Here is a 16,700-nt window from a genome sequence, read left to right as displayed (position 1 = left end):
TCTTTAAGGCAGGTGACGGCCAATGACCCCCAACCCGATCGCGCCGCTTGTCGGCATCGTCATGGGTTCCCGCTCCGACTGGGAAACCATGCAGCACGCCGCCCAGAAGCTTGAAGCCCTGGGTGTTCCGTTCGAAGTGAAGGTGGTCTCCGCCCACCGCACCCCGGACGTGTTGTTCAGCTACGCAGAAGAAGCGGGCCCGCGCGGCCTGCGCGCGATCATCGCCGGTGCCGGCGGGGCTGCGCACCTGCCGGGCATGATCGCCGCCAAGACCGCCGTGCCGGTGCTGGGCGTGCCGGTGCAGTCCAAGGCCCTCAACGGCATGGATTCGCTGCTGTCGATCGTGCAGATGCCGGCCGGCATCCCGGTCGCCACCTTCGCCATCGGCAACGCCGGCGCATCCAATGCGGCGCTGTTCGCTGCGGCGATGCTGGCCAGCGACCAGCCGGCCATCGGCCAGGCGCTGGACGCGTTCCGCACGCGCCAGACCGAAGATGTCATGGCCCACGACGATCCGCGCCAATGAGCCTGACCGTCGGCATCCTGGGCGGCGGCCAGCTCGCCCGCATGATGGTACTGGCGGGTGCACCGCTGGGGCTGCGCTTTGAGCTGTACGACCCGGCGGCCGACGCCTGCAGCGGCCCGCTGGCGCCGCTCACCGTGGCCGCCTTCGATGACCGCGAGGCACTGGCGGCGTTCGCCGCCAAGGTCGACGTGGTCACCTTCGATTTCGAGAACGTGCCTGCCGACAGTGCGCAGTGGCTGGCCGGACAGGTGCCGGTCTATCCGCCGCCGTCGGCGCTGGCCGTTGCGCAGGACCGGTTGAGCGAGAAGACGCTGTTCCAGCAGCTGGGGATTCCGCTGCCGGCCTTCGCCGACATCCGCAGCCGCGATGAGCTGGCTGCCAGGGCCGCCGAATTCGGCCTGCCGTGCATCCTCAAGACCCGCCGCCTGGGCTACGACGGCAAGGGCCAGTTCCGCCTGCGCAGCGAGGCCGACATCGACGCGGCATGGGACGCGCTGGGTGCCCAGGTTGAGCGCACCGGCCTGATACTGGAGGGTTTCGTCGCCTTCGAGCGCGAAGTCAGCGTGGTCGCCGTGCGCGGCCGCGACGGCAGCTTCCAGGCCTGGCCGGTTACCGGCAACTGGCATGTCGATGGCGTGCTCTCGGCCAGCGTGGCCCCGGCCGTGCTGTCCGACGCCGAGCATGAGGCGGCGATTGGTTATGCGCGCCGCGTGGCCGAGCACCTGCAGTACGTGGGTGTGTTCGCGCTGGAGCTGTTCTGCCGCGATGGCGAGCTGCTGGCCAACGAGATGGCGCCGCGCGTGCACAACTCCGGCCACTGGACCATCGAAGGCAGCGAGACCTCGCAGTTCGAGAACCACCTGCGGGCCGTGCTGGGCCTGCCGCTGGGCAGCACCCGCATGCTCGGCCATGCCTGCATGTTGAACTGGCTGGGCGCCATGCCTGATGCGGCACCGGTGCTGGGCCAGGCCAGCGGCCACTGGCACGACTACGGCAAGCAGCCGCGCGATGGCCGCAAGGTGGGTCATGCGACCCTGCGCGACGATGATGCCAATGCGCTGGCCGATGCACTGCTGCAGGTCGGCTTGGAGCTGGACCGCCAGGACCAGGTGGCCCCGGCCGTACACGCGTTGCGCAAGGGCTGATCCCGGTAGTGCCGGCGCCGGGATACCCGGCGGCACGCCCCCCCGGTAGTGCCGGCCGCTGGCCGGCAACGCCCACCAAGGTGGGCATCTACGGTAGCGCCGGGCCATGCCCGGCGGCCCGCAATGCCGGCGTCCGCCTCAGCGCAGCTGGCTCTCCGCGAATTCCCAGTTGACCAGTTGCCAGAACGCTTCCAGATAGCGCGCGCGCTCATTCTGGTAGTCGGTGTAGTAAGCGTGTTCCCACACGTCACAGCACAGCAGCGGCGTGCTGTCGCCGGTCAGCGGCGTGCCCGCGTTGCGGGTCGCCTGGATGCCGAGCTGGCCGCCGGGGTGCTGCACCAGCCAGACCCAGCCGGAACCGAACAGGCCCAGCGCAGCGCGGTTGAACTCCTCGCGCAGGCGCTGGCCATCGCCAAACTGGCGCTTGACCAGTTCGCCCAGCCGGCCCTGCGGCTCGCCGCCGCCACGCGGGCGCAGGCATTGCCAGTAGAAGCTGTGGTTCCAGGCCTGCGCGGCCGCATCGAACAGCTTGCCCTGGGCCTGGCGGACGATGTCCTCCAATGTCGCTTCTTCCCATTCCGTGCCGACGATGGCGGCATTGACCGCATCCACGTAGGCGCGATGGTGGCGGCCGTGGTGCAGCTCCACGGTCAGCGCGGACAGGTGCGGCTGCAGGGAGCCGGGAAGGTAGGGCAGGGCAGGCAATTCGACGGGCATGGACAGGTTCGTGGCCAGGGGACGGCGGCAGCCGGTTCCATCGGCTTACAATGGCGGCTACCGTGGGCAGTCTAGCCGACCACTGCGGTCGGTTTGTCCGGCGAAGCAAGGAGTGAGGTGTGGCGGTAATGCAGCAAATCCAGGCCGAGGTGGATCGTTACCCGCTCGTGCTGTTCATGAAGGGCACCCCGCAATACCCGATGTGCGGCTTTTCCAGCCGTGCCGTGCAGGCGTTGATGGCTGCCGGTGCCGTCGCCCTGCGTACGGTCAACGTGCTGGAGGAGCCGGAGATCCGCGCCAACCTGCCGCGCTTCTCCAACCTGCCGACGTTCCCGCAGCTGTTCATCAACGGGGAGTTGATCGGCGGCTGCGACATCGTCATGGAGCTGTTCGAAGCCGGCGAGCTCAAGCGCATCGTCGAAGAGGCCACCCAGGGATGAGTGCCTGGCCATCGACGTCGGCGACCGATACGGCGCTCGATGGCCGTCCGTTGCAGGACCGCGTGGTGCTCATTGCCGGTGCCGGTGGCGGGCTGGGCAGTGCCGCGGCCGTCGCGGCCGCCGAAGCCGGGGCCACCGTGGTCCTGATGGGCCGCAAGCCGCGGCGACTGGACCGGGTCTATGCCCAGGTGCAGGCCGTGGGCCCCGAGCCCCTGCTGTATCCGCTGGACATGGAAGGCGCCGGCCCCGATGACTATGCCGAACTGGCCCAAGCCCTGCAGCGCGAGCTGGGGCGGCTGGATGGCCTGCTGGTCTGTGCCGCGCATTTCCCCGGCCTGACCCCCTTCGAGCTGGCCGACCCGGCCAGTTTCGCCCGCGCCGTGCACGTCACCCTGACCGCCCCGGCGTGGCTGGCCCAGGCCTGCCTGCCGTTGCTGAAGCAGCGCGACGACGCGGCCCTGGTGTTCGCCGTCGATGCGCCTGAAAGGGTGGGGCAGGCCTATTGGGGCGGCTACGGCGTAGCCCAGCACGGGCTGCGCGGGCTGATCGCCAGCCTGCATGATGAACTGGGCCGCAGCCCGGTCCGGGTCAGCGGCCTGTATCCGGGCCCATTGCGTACCGCCCTGCGCGCCCGTGCCTATTCAGTTGACCAGGATCCGGCCGCCCAAGGCCCGGAAAAGGCCGCCGCAGCGGCCGTTGCGCTGCTTTCCGCCGGCGGTGCCGCTTGGCGCGGGCAGGTACTTGACGCCAGTCACACTACTGACGCGAGTTAAGTGGACGATAAGACGGAATGAAGGTTCCGTCACGAACTCGTTGCGATCCCGTGCCGTTTGTCGCACAACCGTCACAATGAAGGCGTAGCGTGTTAATCTAGTGTTAACCGTTGCGGCAGCTGCCGTTCACGGTAGGGAACCCCAGATAAATGTCCAGTCAGCCGCCCGCAAGGCTGGTTGGATGCGCTTTTTTTCCGCCATCGCCAACTCGCATCGAGGCTACCGAAAAATGACCCACCCACTCCGGATGTCCAAGCTTACCCTTGGTCTCGTGGCTGCACTTGCTGCCGCTCCCGCCTTCGCCCAGAGCACCTCCGCCGGTGTCGGCGGCCAGGTCGTGTCCGCTGCAGGCCAGCCTGTGGCCGGTGCTGAAGTCACCATCACCCACACCGAGTCGGGCACCGTTTCGCGTGCCACCACCGATGCGTCGGGTCGTTACAACGCGCGCGGTCTGCGCGTGGGCGGTCCGTACACCATCACCATCAACAAGCCGGGGGAAGGCACCAAGACCGAAGAAGGTGTCTTCCTGAACCTGAACCAGGTCAACACCGTCAACGCCAACCTGGCTGGCGATGTGGCTGCCACCAACCTGGACGCCGTCAATGTCGTCGCCACCGGTGGCGGCCTGGACATCTTCAGCGCCACCAAGATGGGTACCGGCACCAACGTCACCCGCGAAACGATGGACGCGCTGCCGTCGGCCAACCGCAACATCCAGGACTACGTCCGTCTGGACCCGCGCATCTCGCAGGTCAGCAAGGCTGACGGCGCGATCTCGGCCGGTGGCCAGAACACCCGTTACAACGCCATCCGCATCGACGGCATCAGCGCCTCCGATCCGTTCGGCCTGGGCTCCAACAACCTGCCGACCGAGCGTCAGCCGGTGTCGATGGACGCCATCCAGGAAATCAACATCGACCTGGCCAACTACGACACGACCATCGCTGGCGGCACCGGTGCGGTGATCAATGCCGTGACCAAGTCGGGTACCAATGAATTCCACGGCACCGTTTACGGTTCCTACCGCGACAAGGACATGGTCCGCTCGCGCCTGGAAGGTGACACCCAGGACTTCAACGGCTTCGAAGACGAGAAGACCTACGGCATGACCTTCGGCGGCCCGATCGTCAAGGACAAGCTGTTCTTCTTCACCAACTATGAAAAGTACGAGCGTTCGGCCGCCGGCATCAGCCTGAGCGACACCCCGATCGGCCGTGGCACCATCACCCAGCAGCAGATCACCGATGTCCAGAACTATCTGGGCAATCTGGGCTATGACCCGGGCACCCTGTCGGCGCCGAACAGCAAGACCGAGATCGAAGAGTACGCGGTCAAGCTGGACTGGAACATCAACGAGAACCACCGTGCGGCCCTGCGCTACAACAAGATGGAGCAGAACGTCGTTCGCTTCCCGCAGGTCAGCAGCAGCGCCATCTCGCTGAGCAACTTCTGGTACCAGCAGCCGACCGAATACGAAACCTGGATGGGCGAACTGTTCAGCGACTGGTCGGACAACTTCTCGACCGAATTCAAGGTCTCGCACAAGGATTACTCGGCCAACCGCGTTCCGCTGGTCGACATGCCGCAGATCCGTATCCGTTCGGGCAATGACTCGCTGTACGTGGGTACCGAGCAGAACACCCACGTCAACATTGTCGAGTCGAAGGAACTGAGCGCGTTCGGTGCCGGTACCTGGTATGTCGGCGACCACACCGTCAAGTTCGGCTTCGATTACTCGAAGAACGACCTGATGAACTTCTACGGCCGCAACCTCAACGGCGTGTACGAATTCAACAGCGTCAACGATTTCCTGGCCGGCAACGCCTCGCGCTACCAGCTGCGTACCCCGCGTGCCGATGGCACCCGCGCTGACATCCCGGCTGACTTCACCCTGAAGAACACCGGCGTGTTCGTGCAGGATACCTGGGCGATCAACTACAACCTGAGCCTGATGTTCGGCGTCCGCGTCGACATGCCTGACTTCAGCAGCCAGCGCCTGTACAACCCGCGCATCGAACAGCTGTACGGCTTCAACAACACCAAGCTGGTCGACAAGGAACTGGTGCAGCCGCGTGTCGGCTTCAACTACACCTTCGACAGCGAGCGTCCGACCCAGCTGCGCGGCGGCGTGGGCCTGTTCGGCGGCGCTGCCCCGAACGTGTGGCTGGCAGGTGCCTACCAGAACACCGGCCTGAACTACGTCGAGTACGACGAGCGCAACCCGCCGGTCGGTTCGTTCACCCCGGATGGCAACAATCCGTACATCCCGGCCGGTGGCCCGGCTTCGGCCCGTCAGAACGTGGACATCATCGCGCCGGGCACCCGCCTGCCGTCGGTGTGGAAGGCCAACCTGGCGTTCGACCACGAGCTGCCGTGGTACGGCATCGTGGCTTCGGCCGAACTGCTGCTGACCAAGGTCAAGGACGGCATCTACTTCGACCGCCTGGACGTCGGCACGCAGACCGCGGTCGGCCCGGATGGCCGTGCGATCTACTGGAACGCTGCGGGCCGCAACCCGAACAACGGCCGCATGCAGAACGGTACCAACTTCGGCATCACCACCGGCACCAGCGGTGCAGTTGATCGTGCCAACCGCCCGAGCGACATGGGCGATGTGCTGGTCCTGCGCAACACCGACAAGGGTCGTGGTAGCCAGGCTACCTTCTCGCTGGCCAAGCCGCTGACCGAGAACTGGGGCTGGTCGCTGGGTTACACCTACACCCAGTCCAAGGAAGTCAGCCCGCTGTCCAGCTCGCAGAACACCTCGAACTGGAACAACACGCTGATCTTCAACGCCAACGAGAATGTTGATTACAACTCTCGCTACGCGATCAAGGACCGCATCACCGGCACCCTGGAGTGGAAGCACAACTTCTTCGGTGACAACGCCACCCGCGTCGGCCTGTTCTACGAAGGTCGCTCGGGCCGTCCGTACAGCTACATCTTCTACAACGATGCCAACGGCGACGGTGCAGCCACCAACGACCTGTTCTACGTGCCCAGCGGCCCGGGTGACGTGCTGTTCGGCAGCGTGGTCGGCGGTCGCTTCGTGCAGGATGCGGCCATGGAGAAGAGCTTCTTCGACTGGCTGGCAAAGACCCCGGAACTCGACGCCTATCGTGGCAGCGTGGTCCCGGCGAACGAGCACCGCGCCAAGTGGATCAACTCCTTCGACGTCCGCATCAGCCAGGAATTCCCGGGCTTCATGAAGGAGCACAAGGGTGAGATCGCGCTGGACATCATGAATGTCGGCAACCTGATCAACAAGAAGTGGGGCCTGATCGACGACTACGGCTTCTACTCGACCCGCCGCGTTGCCAACTACGGCGGTATCGATCCGGCCACCGGCAAGTACGTGTACTCGTTCACCGGTGCTACGGACAACCCGCAGATCCAGGAAAACAACAACGACAAGGGCAACACCGGCGTGTCGCGCTGGTCGATGCAGCTGACCCTGAAGTACAAGTTCTGATCCGTCAGCACTTGAAGCGGTAAAAGGAAACGGCCGGGGAAACCCGGCCGTTTTCCGTTCAGGCGAAAGTCCTTGCGGTGGTGCAGGCAGGGGCGTAGCATCCGCTCTCGTGCGCGGCGCAATACGCCGCCTGGCGGTCCCGGAAAGGCGAACGCGGGCAGCACATATCCAACGGTCGGGTTTCCCGGCCGTTTTGCTTTTTAAGGGGGCGGCAGTACAGTCGGAAACCTTGAAGGAAGCGAAAAGTTGGATATGACGACGAACGAAAAAGCAGCCCGCGCGCTGCCGGTGCAGGATGCGCGGATCTACCCGCGCGGTGGGCTGGATGTGCTGTCGCGGGCCGAGGTCGCGCGCCTGCGCGATGCCTCCGGTGGTGGCATGCACGAACTGCTGCGCCGCTGTGCGCTGGCGGTGCTGACCAGTGGCAGTGCTTCGGATGATCCGCGCGCGGCGCGTGATCTCTACCCTGATTTCGACATCCAGGTGGCGCAGCAGGATCGCGGCGTGCGCATCGACCTGGTCAATGCCCCGGCGATGGCCTTCGTCGATGGCGAGATCATCCGCGGCGTGGCCGAACTGCTGTTCGCCGTGGTCCGCGACCTGGCCTACATGGCCATCGAGATGGGCCCGGCCTACGCGGCCGAGCTGGAATCCTCGGAAGGCATCACCAACGCGGTGTTCGGCCTGCTGCGCAACGCGCGCATCCTCAACCCGGGCGATCCGAACCTGGTGGTCTGCTGGGGCGGCCACTCGATCGGCCGCGACGAGTACCTGTACACCAAGCAGGTCGGTTACGAGCTGGGCCTGCGTGGCCTGGACATCTGCACCGGCTGCGGCCCGGGCGCCATGAAGGGCCCGATGAAGGGCGCCACCATCGCCCATGCCAAGCAGCGCAAGACGGTCACCCGCTACATCGGCCTGACCGAGCCGGGCATCATCGCGGCAGAGTCGCCAAACCCGATCGTCAACCACCTGGTCATCATGCCGGACATCGAGAAGCGCCTTGAGGCCTTCGTCCGCATCGGCCACGGCATCATCGTGTTCGCCGGTGGCGTCGGCACCGCCGAAGAGATCCTGTACCTGCTCGGCATCCTGCTGCGCGAGGAAAACAAGGACCTGCCGTTCCCGCTGATCCTGACCGGCCCGACCGTGGCTGCGCCGTACTTCGAGCAGATCGACCGGTTCATCCGCCTGACCCTGGGCGACGCGGCGGCCGAGCGCTACGAGATCATCATCGGTGACCCGGTGGCGGTCGCCCGCAAGATGGCCAGCGGCATCAAGCAGGTGCGCGAGCACCGCCTGGCGCAGAAGGATTCGTTCTTCTTCAACTGGTCCATTGAAATTCCGTGGGAGTACCAGCAGCCGTTCGTGCCGACCCACGAGGCGATGGCCGCGCTGGACCTGCACCATGGCCGCGCGCCGCATGCGCTGGCCGCCGATCTGCGCCGGGCGTTCTCCGGCATCGTGGCCGGCAACGTGAAGGAAGACGGCATGCGCCGCATCGAGGAGTTCGGGCCGTTCCAGATCCATGGCGACGCGGACATGATGCAGGCGCTGGACGCGCTGCTGCGCGCCTTCGTCGAGCAGCGCCGGATGAAGATCTCCGGCGAGTACCAGCCCTGCTACCAGGTGCTGGCCTGACCGGTCGGGGCGGCCCGCCACGCCGCCCCGGGAGGGGCCCCCTCCGGGGCTCCGGCCCTTCTCAAGGGCCTCCGGAAGGGCGCGGCGTGTCAACGCTTTGACGCCCGTCGCCCCGTTCTGACCGTTCATCCTGCCGCCGCTTGCCGGCGGCAGCCGGGTGCGCCATCGTGGCCACCAACACGCTGGGGAGCGTTCCATGTCACTACGCCGGTCCAAGGGCTTCACGCTGGTCGAGTTGATGGTCACGGTTGCCGTGGTCGCCATCCTGGGCACCATGGCGCTGCCAAGCTTCCAGAGCACGCTCCGCTCCAACCGCATTGCCTCGGCGGGCAACGAGGTTACCGGCCTGCTGTCGCTTGCGCGCAGCGAGGGTGTCCGCAACAAGCGGGGGGGCGGGGTCTGCGGCAGCTCCGACGGTTCCAGCTGCGATGGCACCTGGAGCGCAGGCATGCTTGCCTGGTCCGACGTGAACGGCAATGGCACCCTCGACTCCGGCGAGACCGTCCTGCGCTTCGTCGCGATCTCCTCCGATTCGGTCACCGTCAGCGGTCCCGCCGCCGAGATCGCCTTCGACAACCGCGGCCGCCTCGTCGCCGCCCCCAGCCGGACGGTCACCATGCAGCCCGTCAAATGCGGCAAGGCGGTGCTGCGCCGTACCCTGACCGTCAATGCGGCGGGCCAGATCAATTCCACCAAGGCCGCCTGCCAATGAGCCGTCGTCTCCCTTCCTTCCCGCGGCGCCAGGCCGGTTTCAGCCTGCTGGAAGTGCTGATCGCCATCCTGGTGCTGGGCTTCGGGCTGCTGGGCTTCGCCATGCTGCAGACGATGAACGTGCGCTTCGTGCAGAGCTCCAATTACCGTACCGAGGCCACCAACCTCGCGTACGACCTGCTGGACCAGATGCGCAGCAACCGGTACCAGTCCGGCTGGTACACCAGCGCGTCGTTCGCGGCAGATTCGGTGAAAACCGCGCAGTGCAGCCGTCCGACCGGTGATGCCGTCACCGTGGCCAAGAACATCGCGCGCTGGCAGTGCCAGGTCGTGCAGGCCCTGGGCGAGGGCGCAAGTGCCACCGTGCTCAACAACAATGGCCGGGTGACCGTGGGTATCAGCTGGGGTGACCAGCGTTGGGATGCAAGCAATCCCGACACCAAGACCACCTTCACCCTGGAGTCGCAACTGTGAGCCGCTCCATTCCCTTCCGGCGCGCGATCGCCGGCATGTCGCTGATCGAAATGATGGTGGCCATGGTCATCGGCCTGGTGCTGATGCTGGGCGTCATCCAGGTCTTCGTGGCCTCGCGCACGGCCTCGATGCTGGCCGAAGGCAATGCGCGCGCGCAGGAAAACGGCCGCTTCGCGCTGGAGTTCCTGCAGCGCGACATCCGCATGGCCGGGCATTTCGGTTGCGTCAACGACCAGGCCCATTTCATCAAGGGAGAGGGCGATCCGCGGGTCAGTACCGGCGCTGCGACGGGCTCGGGCCACCCCCTGGATTTCAGCGTCAGCGTGCAGGGCTATGAAGCGACCTCGACCGGGCCGGGCACCAGCCTGACCCTGGGCGGTGCCTGGAGCGGCGCGGAGAAGCTGCCGGCGTCGATCACCAAGCTCAACCCGCGGGCCGGCAGTGACGTGCTGGTGCTGCGCTATCTTGCGCCGGAAGGCGTGCCGGTCGCCACGCTTGCAACGGGCTCGGACAGCACGGTGGGCTTCGATTCGACCCTGGGGAACCGCTTGACTGAGAATGGCGTCGCCACGCCTCTCCTGTTCGGCGTTGCCGACTGCAGCCATGCGGATGTTTTCAAGGGCACCTATGCTGCCGGCAGCGTCAAGGTGACCGGGCTCGACCTGGGGCGCTACGTAACCCAGCCCAGTGGGCAGACCATGATCTACCGCGCCGAGTCGGTGGTGTATTTCGTTGGCACGTCGGCGACCACCGGCGAGCCGGCGCTGATGCGGGCCCGGGCCGATGGCGGCAATGACTATGCTGCCCCGGAGGAGCTGGTCGAGGGCATCGAGAACCTGCAGGTGCTGTACGGCCTGGACCAGACCACCAACATTTCCAGCGTGACCCCGCCACTGGGCCACATCAGCACCCAGGTCACGGCCACGGGCGTGACGTCCGACGCCGATGCCACAGGTGCGGCGCAGTGGCGCCGGGTCGGGCTGGTGCAGGTGGGCATCCTGGCCCGCAGCCCGCTTTCGACCACCGCCCCGGCCCCGTCAGCGGCGTTGAACTACCCCTCGGCGCTGGGCGTCTCGTTCGCTCCGGCCACCACCCCGGATGGGCGCTACCGGACCACCTACGAATCCACCATCGCCCTGCGCAACCGTCTTTTCGGGAACTGAGCCATGCACGCACGCGCCCCTATGCGCCCAATGCGCCCGATGCCCCGCAGCCAGCGTGGCGCGGTGCTGTACGTCTCGCTGATCATGCTGATCCTTCTGGCCCTGATCGGCATCGCCGGAATGCAGGTGGCGGGCATGCAGGAAAGGATGGCGTCCAACTACTACGCCACCAACGTTGCATTCCAGAATGCCGAAGGCATGACCCGGCGCAGCGAGCAGGCCATCGAAGCCATTGCGAACCGGACGACGGCACCGACCGGCGCGCCGCTGGTGAGCACCGACATCCAGCAGAACTGCGATGTGGCCTTCGATCCGGTTGGCTGGGGGCGCGGCAAGACCACGGCGACGCATGAATCGGTGAATGTCCGCCGTATTGATGCCTGCATCATCGGTGGCGGCTCGCTGGCCATGGGTGATCCGCTTGACCCTGTCACGCCCGTCTACCAGATCACCACCTTCGCCAACGACGCCGTGACGGACCCCACGTCCACCGCGGCGATCGATACCGTCTTCAAGCTCTGAGGCCCGCCGGCATGTCCCGACGCACTTCCAGGTTCATCGCTGCAGCCGCAACGGCCGTCCTCGCGGTTGGTGGCTATTTCGTCTACAACATTTTCGCCGCCCAGGGACAGGGCGCGCTGGCGCAGGCGCCGCTGAACAATACCGCGTCGGTGCAGCCGGCCTTCATCATGGCGGTGGACGACTCGAACTCGATGACGTTCGAGCGCATCTTCCGTGGCGGCGACGGGCGCATGCAGTGGACCGGCAGCAGTTTCTTCAGCTCTGCGGGCCAGTTCTACAACGTGGGTGAAGGCTGCGCCAATGCCTCCACCGATTGTTTCGTCTACCTGTTCCCGCATTCGGGCTTCAACAGCTCCTACTCGCCGGGTCGCGCCATCCCGCCGCTGGATGTGTTCGGCTTCGCACGTTCGCCGACCTACAACGCCGGCTACTTCAATCCGGCGGTCACCTATGATCCCTGGCGCCTGCCGACCACCGACACCTCCACCACCAACCTGTGGGCGCCTGCCAGCACCACGGCGGCGCGTGCCGATCCGCGCAGCAGCACGTATGGCACTTCGTTCAGCACTGCCTACAACGTGACCTACAACCTGGAAGCGGCCAATGGCCGCGCGGTCAACACCGAAACATTCGGCTTCCTGAAGGGCATGGTCATCCCCAAGGGGACGTTCTATGCAACTTCGTCCGAGGTGTGCAACACCACCCGCCGCGTGGGTCGCGTGGATGTCTCCAACAACGACGGCCTGTTCTCGACCCTCGGTCTGTTCGTGGAGATGCCGGCCAACTTCACCATCCAGGCGGACTGCCAGGTTGCCATCCGCTACTTCCCGGCCACCTTCTACCTCCCCTCCGCCAGTCCGGCTCCGGCCGGCTACAAGACCGCGGACACCAACCGGCCGGTGATCGCCAACGCCTGTGGCCCCGGCTGCGACATGCGCCGGTATGAAATCCGCTCGAGCAACTACGACAGCGGTTACGCCGACGCGATCCGCAACTACGCCAACTGGTTCCAGTACCACCGCAACCGCATCCTGGCGATGGTCGGTTCCTCCTCGCACGCCATGGGCGGGGTGGAGAACATGCGCGTCGGTTACTTCACCATCAACAACCGCACCGACGTGACGATGTACGACGTCGCCACCGAGCGTGCGTCGTTGTTCACCCAGATCTACGGCCTCAAGCCGAACGGTGGTACGCCCAACCGACAGGCTGTCGCGTACCTCGGTGAGCAGTTCAAGCGTACGGGCACGGGTGCGCCGGTGCTGCGTGCATGCCAGAAGAACGGCGGCATGCTGTTCACCGATGGCTATACCAATGTCGGCAATTCGGCCGATGGCTACGGCAATGCCGACTCGACAGGCAGCACGCTGCTGCCGACGCTGCCGTTCGCTGACCAGTACAGCGGCACCATTGCCGACATCGCGGCCAGCTACTACGCCGGAAGCAATACCCCGCTGCGTCAGGATACGGGCTTCGCCCAGGGGCTGGTGCCGGTTCCGGACCAGTGCGCGACGCTCAATAAGAGCACCCCGGACTGGAAGCGTCTCGACTGCCAGAAAGACCTGCACATGAATTTCTACGGCGTGACGCTGGGCGCCGAGGGCCTGATCTACGACGTCAATACCGCCGCCACCGACGATCCCTATGCCAATCCGCCGAACTGGAATGCCAATGGTGATCCGCTGCAGGGCGACGACGGCCGCGTCATCGATGAGCTGTGGCACGCTGCCGTCAACACCCGTGGCGAGTTCATCAATGCCAAGACCCCCAATGACGTGACGCTGGCCATGCGGCGCGTGCTGGAAGCGGTGAGTGCGGGTGGCTCGCCTTCGGGCACCTTCGCACTGACCGGCGCACGCATCGGTACCGGCTCGCTGACGGTGTCTCCGCACTACGACGTGAAGAACAACGGTACCGACTGGTCCAGCAAGCTGACGGCGAGCAGGGTGACGGTGGATGCCGCCCGCAGCGCGGTCTTCACCCCGATCTGGGAAGCCAGCACGCAGCTGCCTGCCGCGACGGCGCGCAACGTCTACTTCGACGACGCCGGCACGGTGAAGAAGTTTGGTGGCACGACCATTTCCCTGGCGGGGCTGTGCGGCCTTTCCAATACCCTCTACCCGCAGCAGTCGCTGTGCACCGAGTCGCGCCTGACGGGGCTCGGCGCCACGGCCGACAGTGCAGCCAAGTACCTCCTGGGTGAAACCTCGGGTGAGGTCCGCAACGGCGGCAAGCTGCGCGACCGCACGACGACCCTGGGCGACATCATCAATTCCACGCCCGTCATCAGTTCGCCGATCGACGATTTCGGCTACCGCGCTCTCGGTGAGCCCTACAACACCAGCTATACCGCGTACCTGAATTCCAAGCGGACCGACAAGCGGTACATGGTCTATGCAGGCGCCAACGACGGCATGCTGCACGCCTTCGACGGCGGCATGAACGGTGCGGGCACGGTCGGCGGCAACGGCGGGCGCGAGACTTTCGCCTACATCCCGGCAACGTCGTACCAGCACATGGGCAACCTGCTGCTTCCGTACGATCCGCGGGACAACGCGCAGACCTTCGTCCACAAGTATTTCGTCGATGGTCCGCTGGCCGTCGGTGATACGTACTACAGCAGCGCATGGCACACCACCCTGGTAGGTACCACCGGTGCGGGTGGTCGTGGCGTGTTCGCACTCGATGTGACCTCGCCCGACAGCTTCACCGCCACCAACCGCCTGTGGGAGATCAACGACTTCAGCAGCGATGACACCGTCAAGGCGAACATCGGTTACGTCCTGGGCAAGCCGGTGATCGTGCCGGTTCGCACATCCGCTGGCGCAGTCAGCTGGAAGGCAGTCTTCGGCAACGGTTACTCGAGCTCCAGCGGCAAGGCGGTGCTGTTCGTGGTCGACATCGGCACTGGCAGCGTGCGCATGATCGAGGCGGTCGAGGCGGCCAGCAATCCGGTCATCACCGGCCGCAATGGCCTGGGCAACATCGTCGTGGTCGACCGGTTCAACAACGGAACGCTCGACGCCCAGGGCAAGCCGCTGCCCGTCCGCGATGGGTTCGCCGATACGGTCTATGCCGCCGACCTGAAGGGTGCGGTGTGGAAATTCGACCTCACCTCGACGGCGACGTCGGTTACCGTGCCGGCATTCACCACCGGGACCTACGTTGAATCCGGTTCCACCTATCGGCAGCCGATCACCGGTGGCCTGCAGGTCTCATCCGGCGAGAACGGCGGCGTGCTGGTGATGCTCGGTACCGGCAGCTTCTCGTTCTACGACGACACCACGCCGGCATCCAACTCCCAGGTGCAGAGCCTGTACGGGTTCAACGACACATCCAGTGGCGTGATCACCACGACGTTGACCCGCACCTCGCTTGCGCCGTTCACGGTCAGCACCATCACCGCCTCCGATGGCACCGTGTCGCGGACGCTCACGGCGGGTAACCGTCCCACGACCGTGCGTGGCTGGTCCATCGACCTGCCGGCCGGCGAGCGGTTCGTCGGCTACCCGGAACTGGCATCGGGCATCCTGTTCATGCCCACCTACGCGCCCCTGACGCAGGCCACGGGCTGCAGCACCTCCGGCACCAACTGGCTGTTCGGCCTGAACCCGCGTACCGGTGTGGGCGCGCTGGCCGGCGTGCGCTATGGCGCGATCTCGGGCAAGGCGATGGCGGCCAGTACCGCCGGCATTCCGCTGGATACGGGTGGTACCGCGCCGGTGAAGGATGTTGGCGTCTCGGTTGTGCCGCGCCTGCAGTCACCGATCAATCCCAACGATGGCACCGCTGCGCCTGCGGTACCTGGCACGGCGGGCTGCTGGATGGTCGTGAACGTGGCTGGCGCTGCGCCGATGTACATTCCCTATCCCTGCGGTCGCCAATCCTGGCGGCAGATCCAGTAACGGAGAGTCCTGATGTCTTCAAGCCTGACGCAGGTGATCGCCCGCGCACGCGCCCCGCACCTGCGGTCACGTGGCTTCACCCTGATCGAGCTGATGGTCGTCCTCGTGGTGGTCGCCATCCTGGCCGCGGTGGCGTTCCCGTCCTATACCGAGCAGGTGCGGAAGTCACGCCGGGCGCAGGCCAAGGCCGACCTCGTGGAGTACGCACAGATGGCCGAGCGCTCGCATACGGTGAACAACACCTACACCGCGTTCCGTTTCAGCAACACCACGACCAGCACCCAGTCGCCGCGCGAAGGCGGCACGGCGTACTACACGGTCACGATCAGTGGCACCTCGCAAAGTGCGTTCACCCTGACGGCCACGCCGCAGGGCACCCAGGCGAAGGACAAGTGCGGCACCCTGACAGTCAACCAGGCCAACGTGAAGACGCCCATCGCCAGCAAGGTGGCCGGCTGCTGGTGAAATGAAGGTGTTGCATCCCCTGCGTTGACCGTCTAGAATGCGCCTCCCCGCCCGAATAGCTCAGCCGGTTAGAGCACTTGACTGTTAATCAGGGGGTCGTTGGTTCGAGTCCAACTTCGGGCGCCAGATTCGAAAAAGCCGCGAGAAATCGCGGCTTTTTTCGTTGCCGGCCGGCCGCGGGTTCAGCACTCCGCAGGTGATCCGGCGCGCTCGCTGCGCACCCGGCCGGTGACGTTGACGACCACGCGGCTGTGCTCACGCCCGTCCACGCACAGCACCAGGGACTGGTTGGTTCCCGCGTTGCGCCCGTCCGGAAGAAACTGCACGTGCGGACGGTACTGGCTGGATTGGACGTGGACGCGATCCGGCTGCCGCTCGCGGACATGTACCACCTTGCCCGGCGCGGCCGAAGCCCACGGGGCATCCTCCGTGCGTACCAGCCAGCCATGGCTCCACTGCGGGTTGCAGGTCATGCCATCCAGCGAGCCGCAGACCGTCACCCGCCTGCGCTGGGTGATGGCCGTGCTGCGCGCAAGCGCCAGGCTGGCGGTGAGTTCGGCGCGCAGGGTATCGGCGCGCAGCCGCGCCGCAAGGCGCTGCCACGGGCCCCAGACGACAGCGAGCAGGACCGCGAGCAGCAGCACCACCAGCAGCAGTTCCAACAGCTGGAAACCGGACGCAGGGCGGGGCGGGCGATGCAGGGAGCGGCAGGGCTTCATTGCTTCAGCCTGAACCTCAGCCTGCCA

At 65.9% G+C, this 16,700-nt stretch carries 14 protein-coding genes and 1 tRNA gene; 13 read left to right on the top strand and 2 right to left on the bottom strand.

Annotated elements, in window-relative coordinates; genetic code table 11:
* The first annotated feature begins 22 nt into the window (after positions 1-22).
* Both purE and AC3WL7_RS00960 read left to right on the top strand, forming a co-directional pair.
* Positions 23-526, top strand: coding sequence for a 5-(carboxyamino)imidazole ribonucleotide mutase (gene purE, locus AC3WL7_RS00965; protein ID WP_312707173.1), 504 nt, complete (start codon positions 23-25; stop codon positions 524-526).
* Positions 523-1,671 (top strand): 5-(carboxyamino)imidazole ribonucleotide synthase, encoded by a 1,149-nt coding sequence (locus AC3WL7_RS00960; protein WP_492749028.1) that lies wholly within the window; start codon positions 523-525, stop codon positions 1,669-1,671. The genes purE and AC3WL7_RS00960 overlap by 4 nt, the downstream gene beginning before the upstream one ends.
* Before the next feature lie 138 nt (positions 1,672-1,809).
* Here the strand turns inward: AC3WL7_RS00960 and AC3WL7_RS00955 are convergent, their stop codons facing one another.
* Positions 1,810-2,388 carry a superoxide dismutase gene (locus AC3WL7_RS00955; RefSeq protein WP_108759613.1) on the bottom strand — a complete coding sequence of 193 codons (579 nt, stop codon included), beginning with the start codon at positions 2,386-2,388 and terminating at the stop codon, positions 1,810-1,812.
* 119 nt (positions 2,389-2,507) lie between these two features.
* Between AC3WL7_RS00955 and grxD the strand changes: the two genes are divergently transcribed.
* The 11 genes from grxD (at position 2,508) to AC3WL7_RS00900 (ending at position 16,080) form a co-directional block, all read left to right on the top strand.
* Complete coding sequence (grxD, locus tag AC3WL7_RS00950) at positions 2,508-2,828, top strand: Grx4 family monothiol glutaredoxin (RefSeq protein WP_079221360.1); 321 nt, start codon at positions 2,508-2,510, stop codon at positions 2,826-2,828.
* Positions 2,825-3,601 carry an SDR family NAD(P)-dependent oxidoreductase gene (locus tag AC3WL7_RS00945; RefSeq protein ID WP_492749024.1) on the top strand — a complete coding sequence of 259 codons (777 nt, stop codon included), beginning with the start codon at positions 2,825-2,827 and terminating at the stop codon, positions 3,599-3,601. The genes grxD and AC3WL7_RS00945 overlap by 4 nt, the downstream gene beginning before the upstream one ends.
* 229 nt (positions 3,602-3,830) lie before the next feature.
* Positions 3,831-7,073: a TonB-dependent receptor gene (locus AC3WL7_RS00940; RefSeq protein WP_492749022.1), complete on the top strand. Its 3,243-nt coding sequence runs from the start codon at positions 3,831-3,833 to the stop codon at positions 7,071-7,073.
* Positions 7,074-7,325: 252 nt separating this feature from the next.
* A complete protein-coding gene (gene ppnN / locus AC3WL7_RS00935) occupies positions 7,326-8,714 on the top strand; it encodes a nucleotide 5'-monophosphate nucleosidase PpnN (RefSeq protein WP_079221363.1) in 1,389 nt (462 codons plus the stop codon).
* Between the two features lie 196 nt (positions 8,715-8,910).
* Positions 8,911-9,426 carry a GspH/FimT family pseudopilin gene (locus AC3WL7_RS00930; protein ID WP_492749020.1) on the top strand — a complete coding sequence of 172 codons (516 nt, stop codon included), beginning with the start codon at positions 8,911-8,913 and terminating at the stop codon, positions 9,424-9,426.
* On the top strand, positions 9,423-9,899 hold the full coding sequence (gene pilV / locus AC3WL7_RS00925; RefSeq protein WP_079221365.1) for a type IV pilus modification protein PilV: 477 nt from the start codon (positions 9,423-9,425) through the stop codon (positions 9,897-9,899). The genes AC3WL7_RS00930 and pilV overlap by 4 nt, the downstream gene beginning before the upstream one ends.
* A complete protein-coding gene (locus tag AC3WL7_RS00920; protein WP_492749018.1) occupies positions 9,896-11,062 on the top strand; it encodes a PilW family protein in 1,167 nt (388 codons plus the stop codon). Before pilV ends, AC3WL7_RS00920 begins: the two co-directional genes overlap by 4 nt.
* A gap of 3 nt (positions 11,063-11,065) precedes the next feature.
* Complete coding sequence (locus AC3WL7_RS00915; protein ID WP_254057272.1) at positions 11,066-11,584, top strand: pilus assembly PilX family protein; 519 nt, start codon at positions 11,066-11,068, stop codon at positions 11,582-11,584.
* 11 nt (positions 11,585-11,595) lie between these two features.
* Positions 11,596-15,489, top strand: a complete 3,894-nt coding sequence (locus AC3WL7_RS00910; RefSeq protein WP_492749015.1) for a pilus assembly protein — start codon at positions 11,596-11,598, stop codon at positions 15,487-15,489.
* A gap of 12 nt (positions 15,490-15,501) precedes the next feature.
* Positions 15,502-15,954, top strand: a complete 453-nt coding sequence (locus AC3WL7_RS00905) for a type IV pilin protein (protein ID WP_200732016.1) — start codon at positions 15,502-15,504, stop codon at positions 15,952-15,954.
* A 49-nt stretch (positions 15,955-16,003) separates the two neighbouring features.
* Positions 16,004-16,080, top strand: a tRNA-Asn gene (locus AC3WL7_RS00900).
* Positions 16,081-16,136: 56 nt separating this feature from the next.
* Here the strand turns inward: AC3WL7_RS00900 and AC3WL7_RS00895 are convergent.
* Positions 16,137-16,616: a GspH/FimT family protein gene (locus AC3WL7_RS00895; RefSeq protein ID WP_313419217.1), complete on the bottom strand. Its 480-nt coding sequence runs from the start codon at positions 16,614-16,616 to the stop codon at positions 16,137-16,139.
* Positions 16,617-16,700: the final 84 nt, after the last annotated feature.

It is taken from the genome of Stenotrophomonas sp. FW305-3-2-15-E-LB1 (assembly GCF_058787375.1).
This window is presented reverse-complemented; position numbering and strand designations above follow the sequence as displayed.

Bases quoted from the DNA above. Each gene is read 5' to 3' on its own strand.
- purE (WP_312707173.1), top strand. From the start codon at position 23: ATGACCCCCAACCCGATCGCGCCGCTTGTCGGCATCGTCATGGGTTCC.
- AC3WL7_RS00940 (WP_492749022.1), top strand. From the start codon at position 3,831: ATGACCCACCCACTCCGGATGTCCAAGCTTACCCTTGGTCTCGTGGCT.
- AC3WL7_RS00930 (WP_492749020.1), top strand. From the start codon at position 8,911: ATGTCACTACGCCGGTCCAAGGGCTTCACGCTGGTCGAGTTGATGGTC.
- AC3WL7_RS00910 (WP_492749015.1), top strand. From the start codon at position 11,596: ATGTCCCGACGCACTTCCAGGTTCATCGCTGCAGCCGCAACGGCCGTC.
- AC3WL7_RS00915 (WP_254057272.1), top strand. From the start codon at position 11,066: ATGCACGCACGCGCCCCTATGCGCCCAATGCGCCCGATGCCCCGCAGC.
- AC3WL7_RS00955 (WP_108759613.1), bottom strand. From the start codon at position 2,388: ATGCCCGTCGAATTGCCTGCCCTGCCCTACCTTCCCGGCTCCCTGCAG.
- ppnN (WP_079221363.1), top strand. From the start codon at position 7,326: ATGACGACGAACGAAAAAGCAGCCCGCGCGCTGCCGGTGCAGGATGCG.
- AC3WL7_RS00905 (WP_200732016.1), top strand. From the start codon at position 15,502: ATGTCTTCAAGCCTGACGCAGGTGATCGCCCGCGCACGCGCCCCGCAC.
- AC3WL7_RS00960 (WP_492749028.1), top strand. From the start codon at position 523: ATGAGCCTGACCGTCGGCATCCTGGGCGGCGGCCAGCTCGCCCGCATG.
- pilV (WP_079221365.1), top strand. From the start codon at position 9,423: ATGAGCCGTCGTCTCCCTTCCTTCCCGCGGCGCCAGGCCGGTTTCAGC.
- AC3WL7_RS00945 (WP_492749024.1), top strand. From the start codon at position 2,825: ATGAGTGCCTGGCCATCGACGTCGGCGACCGATACGGCGCTCGATGGC.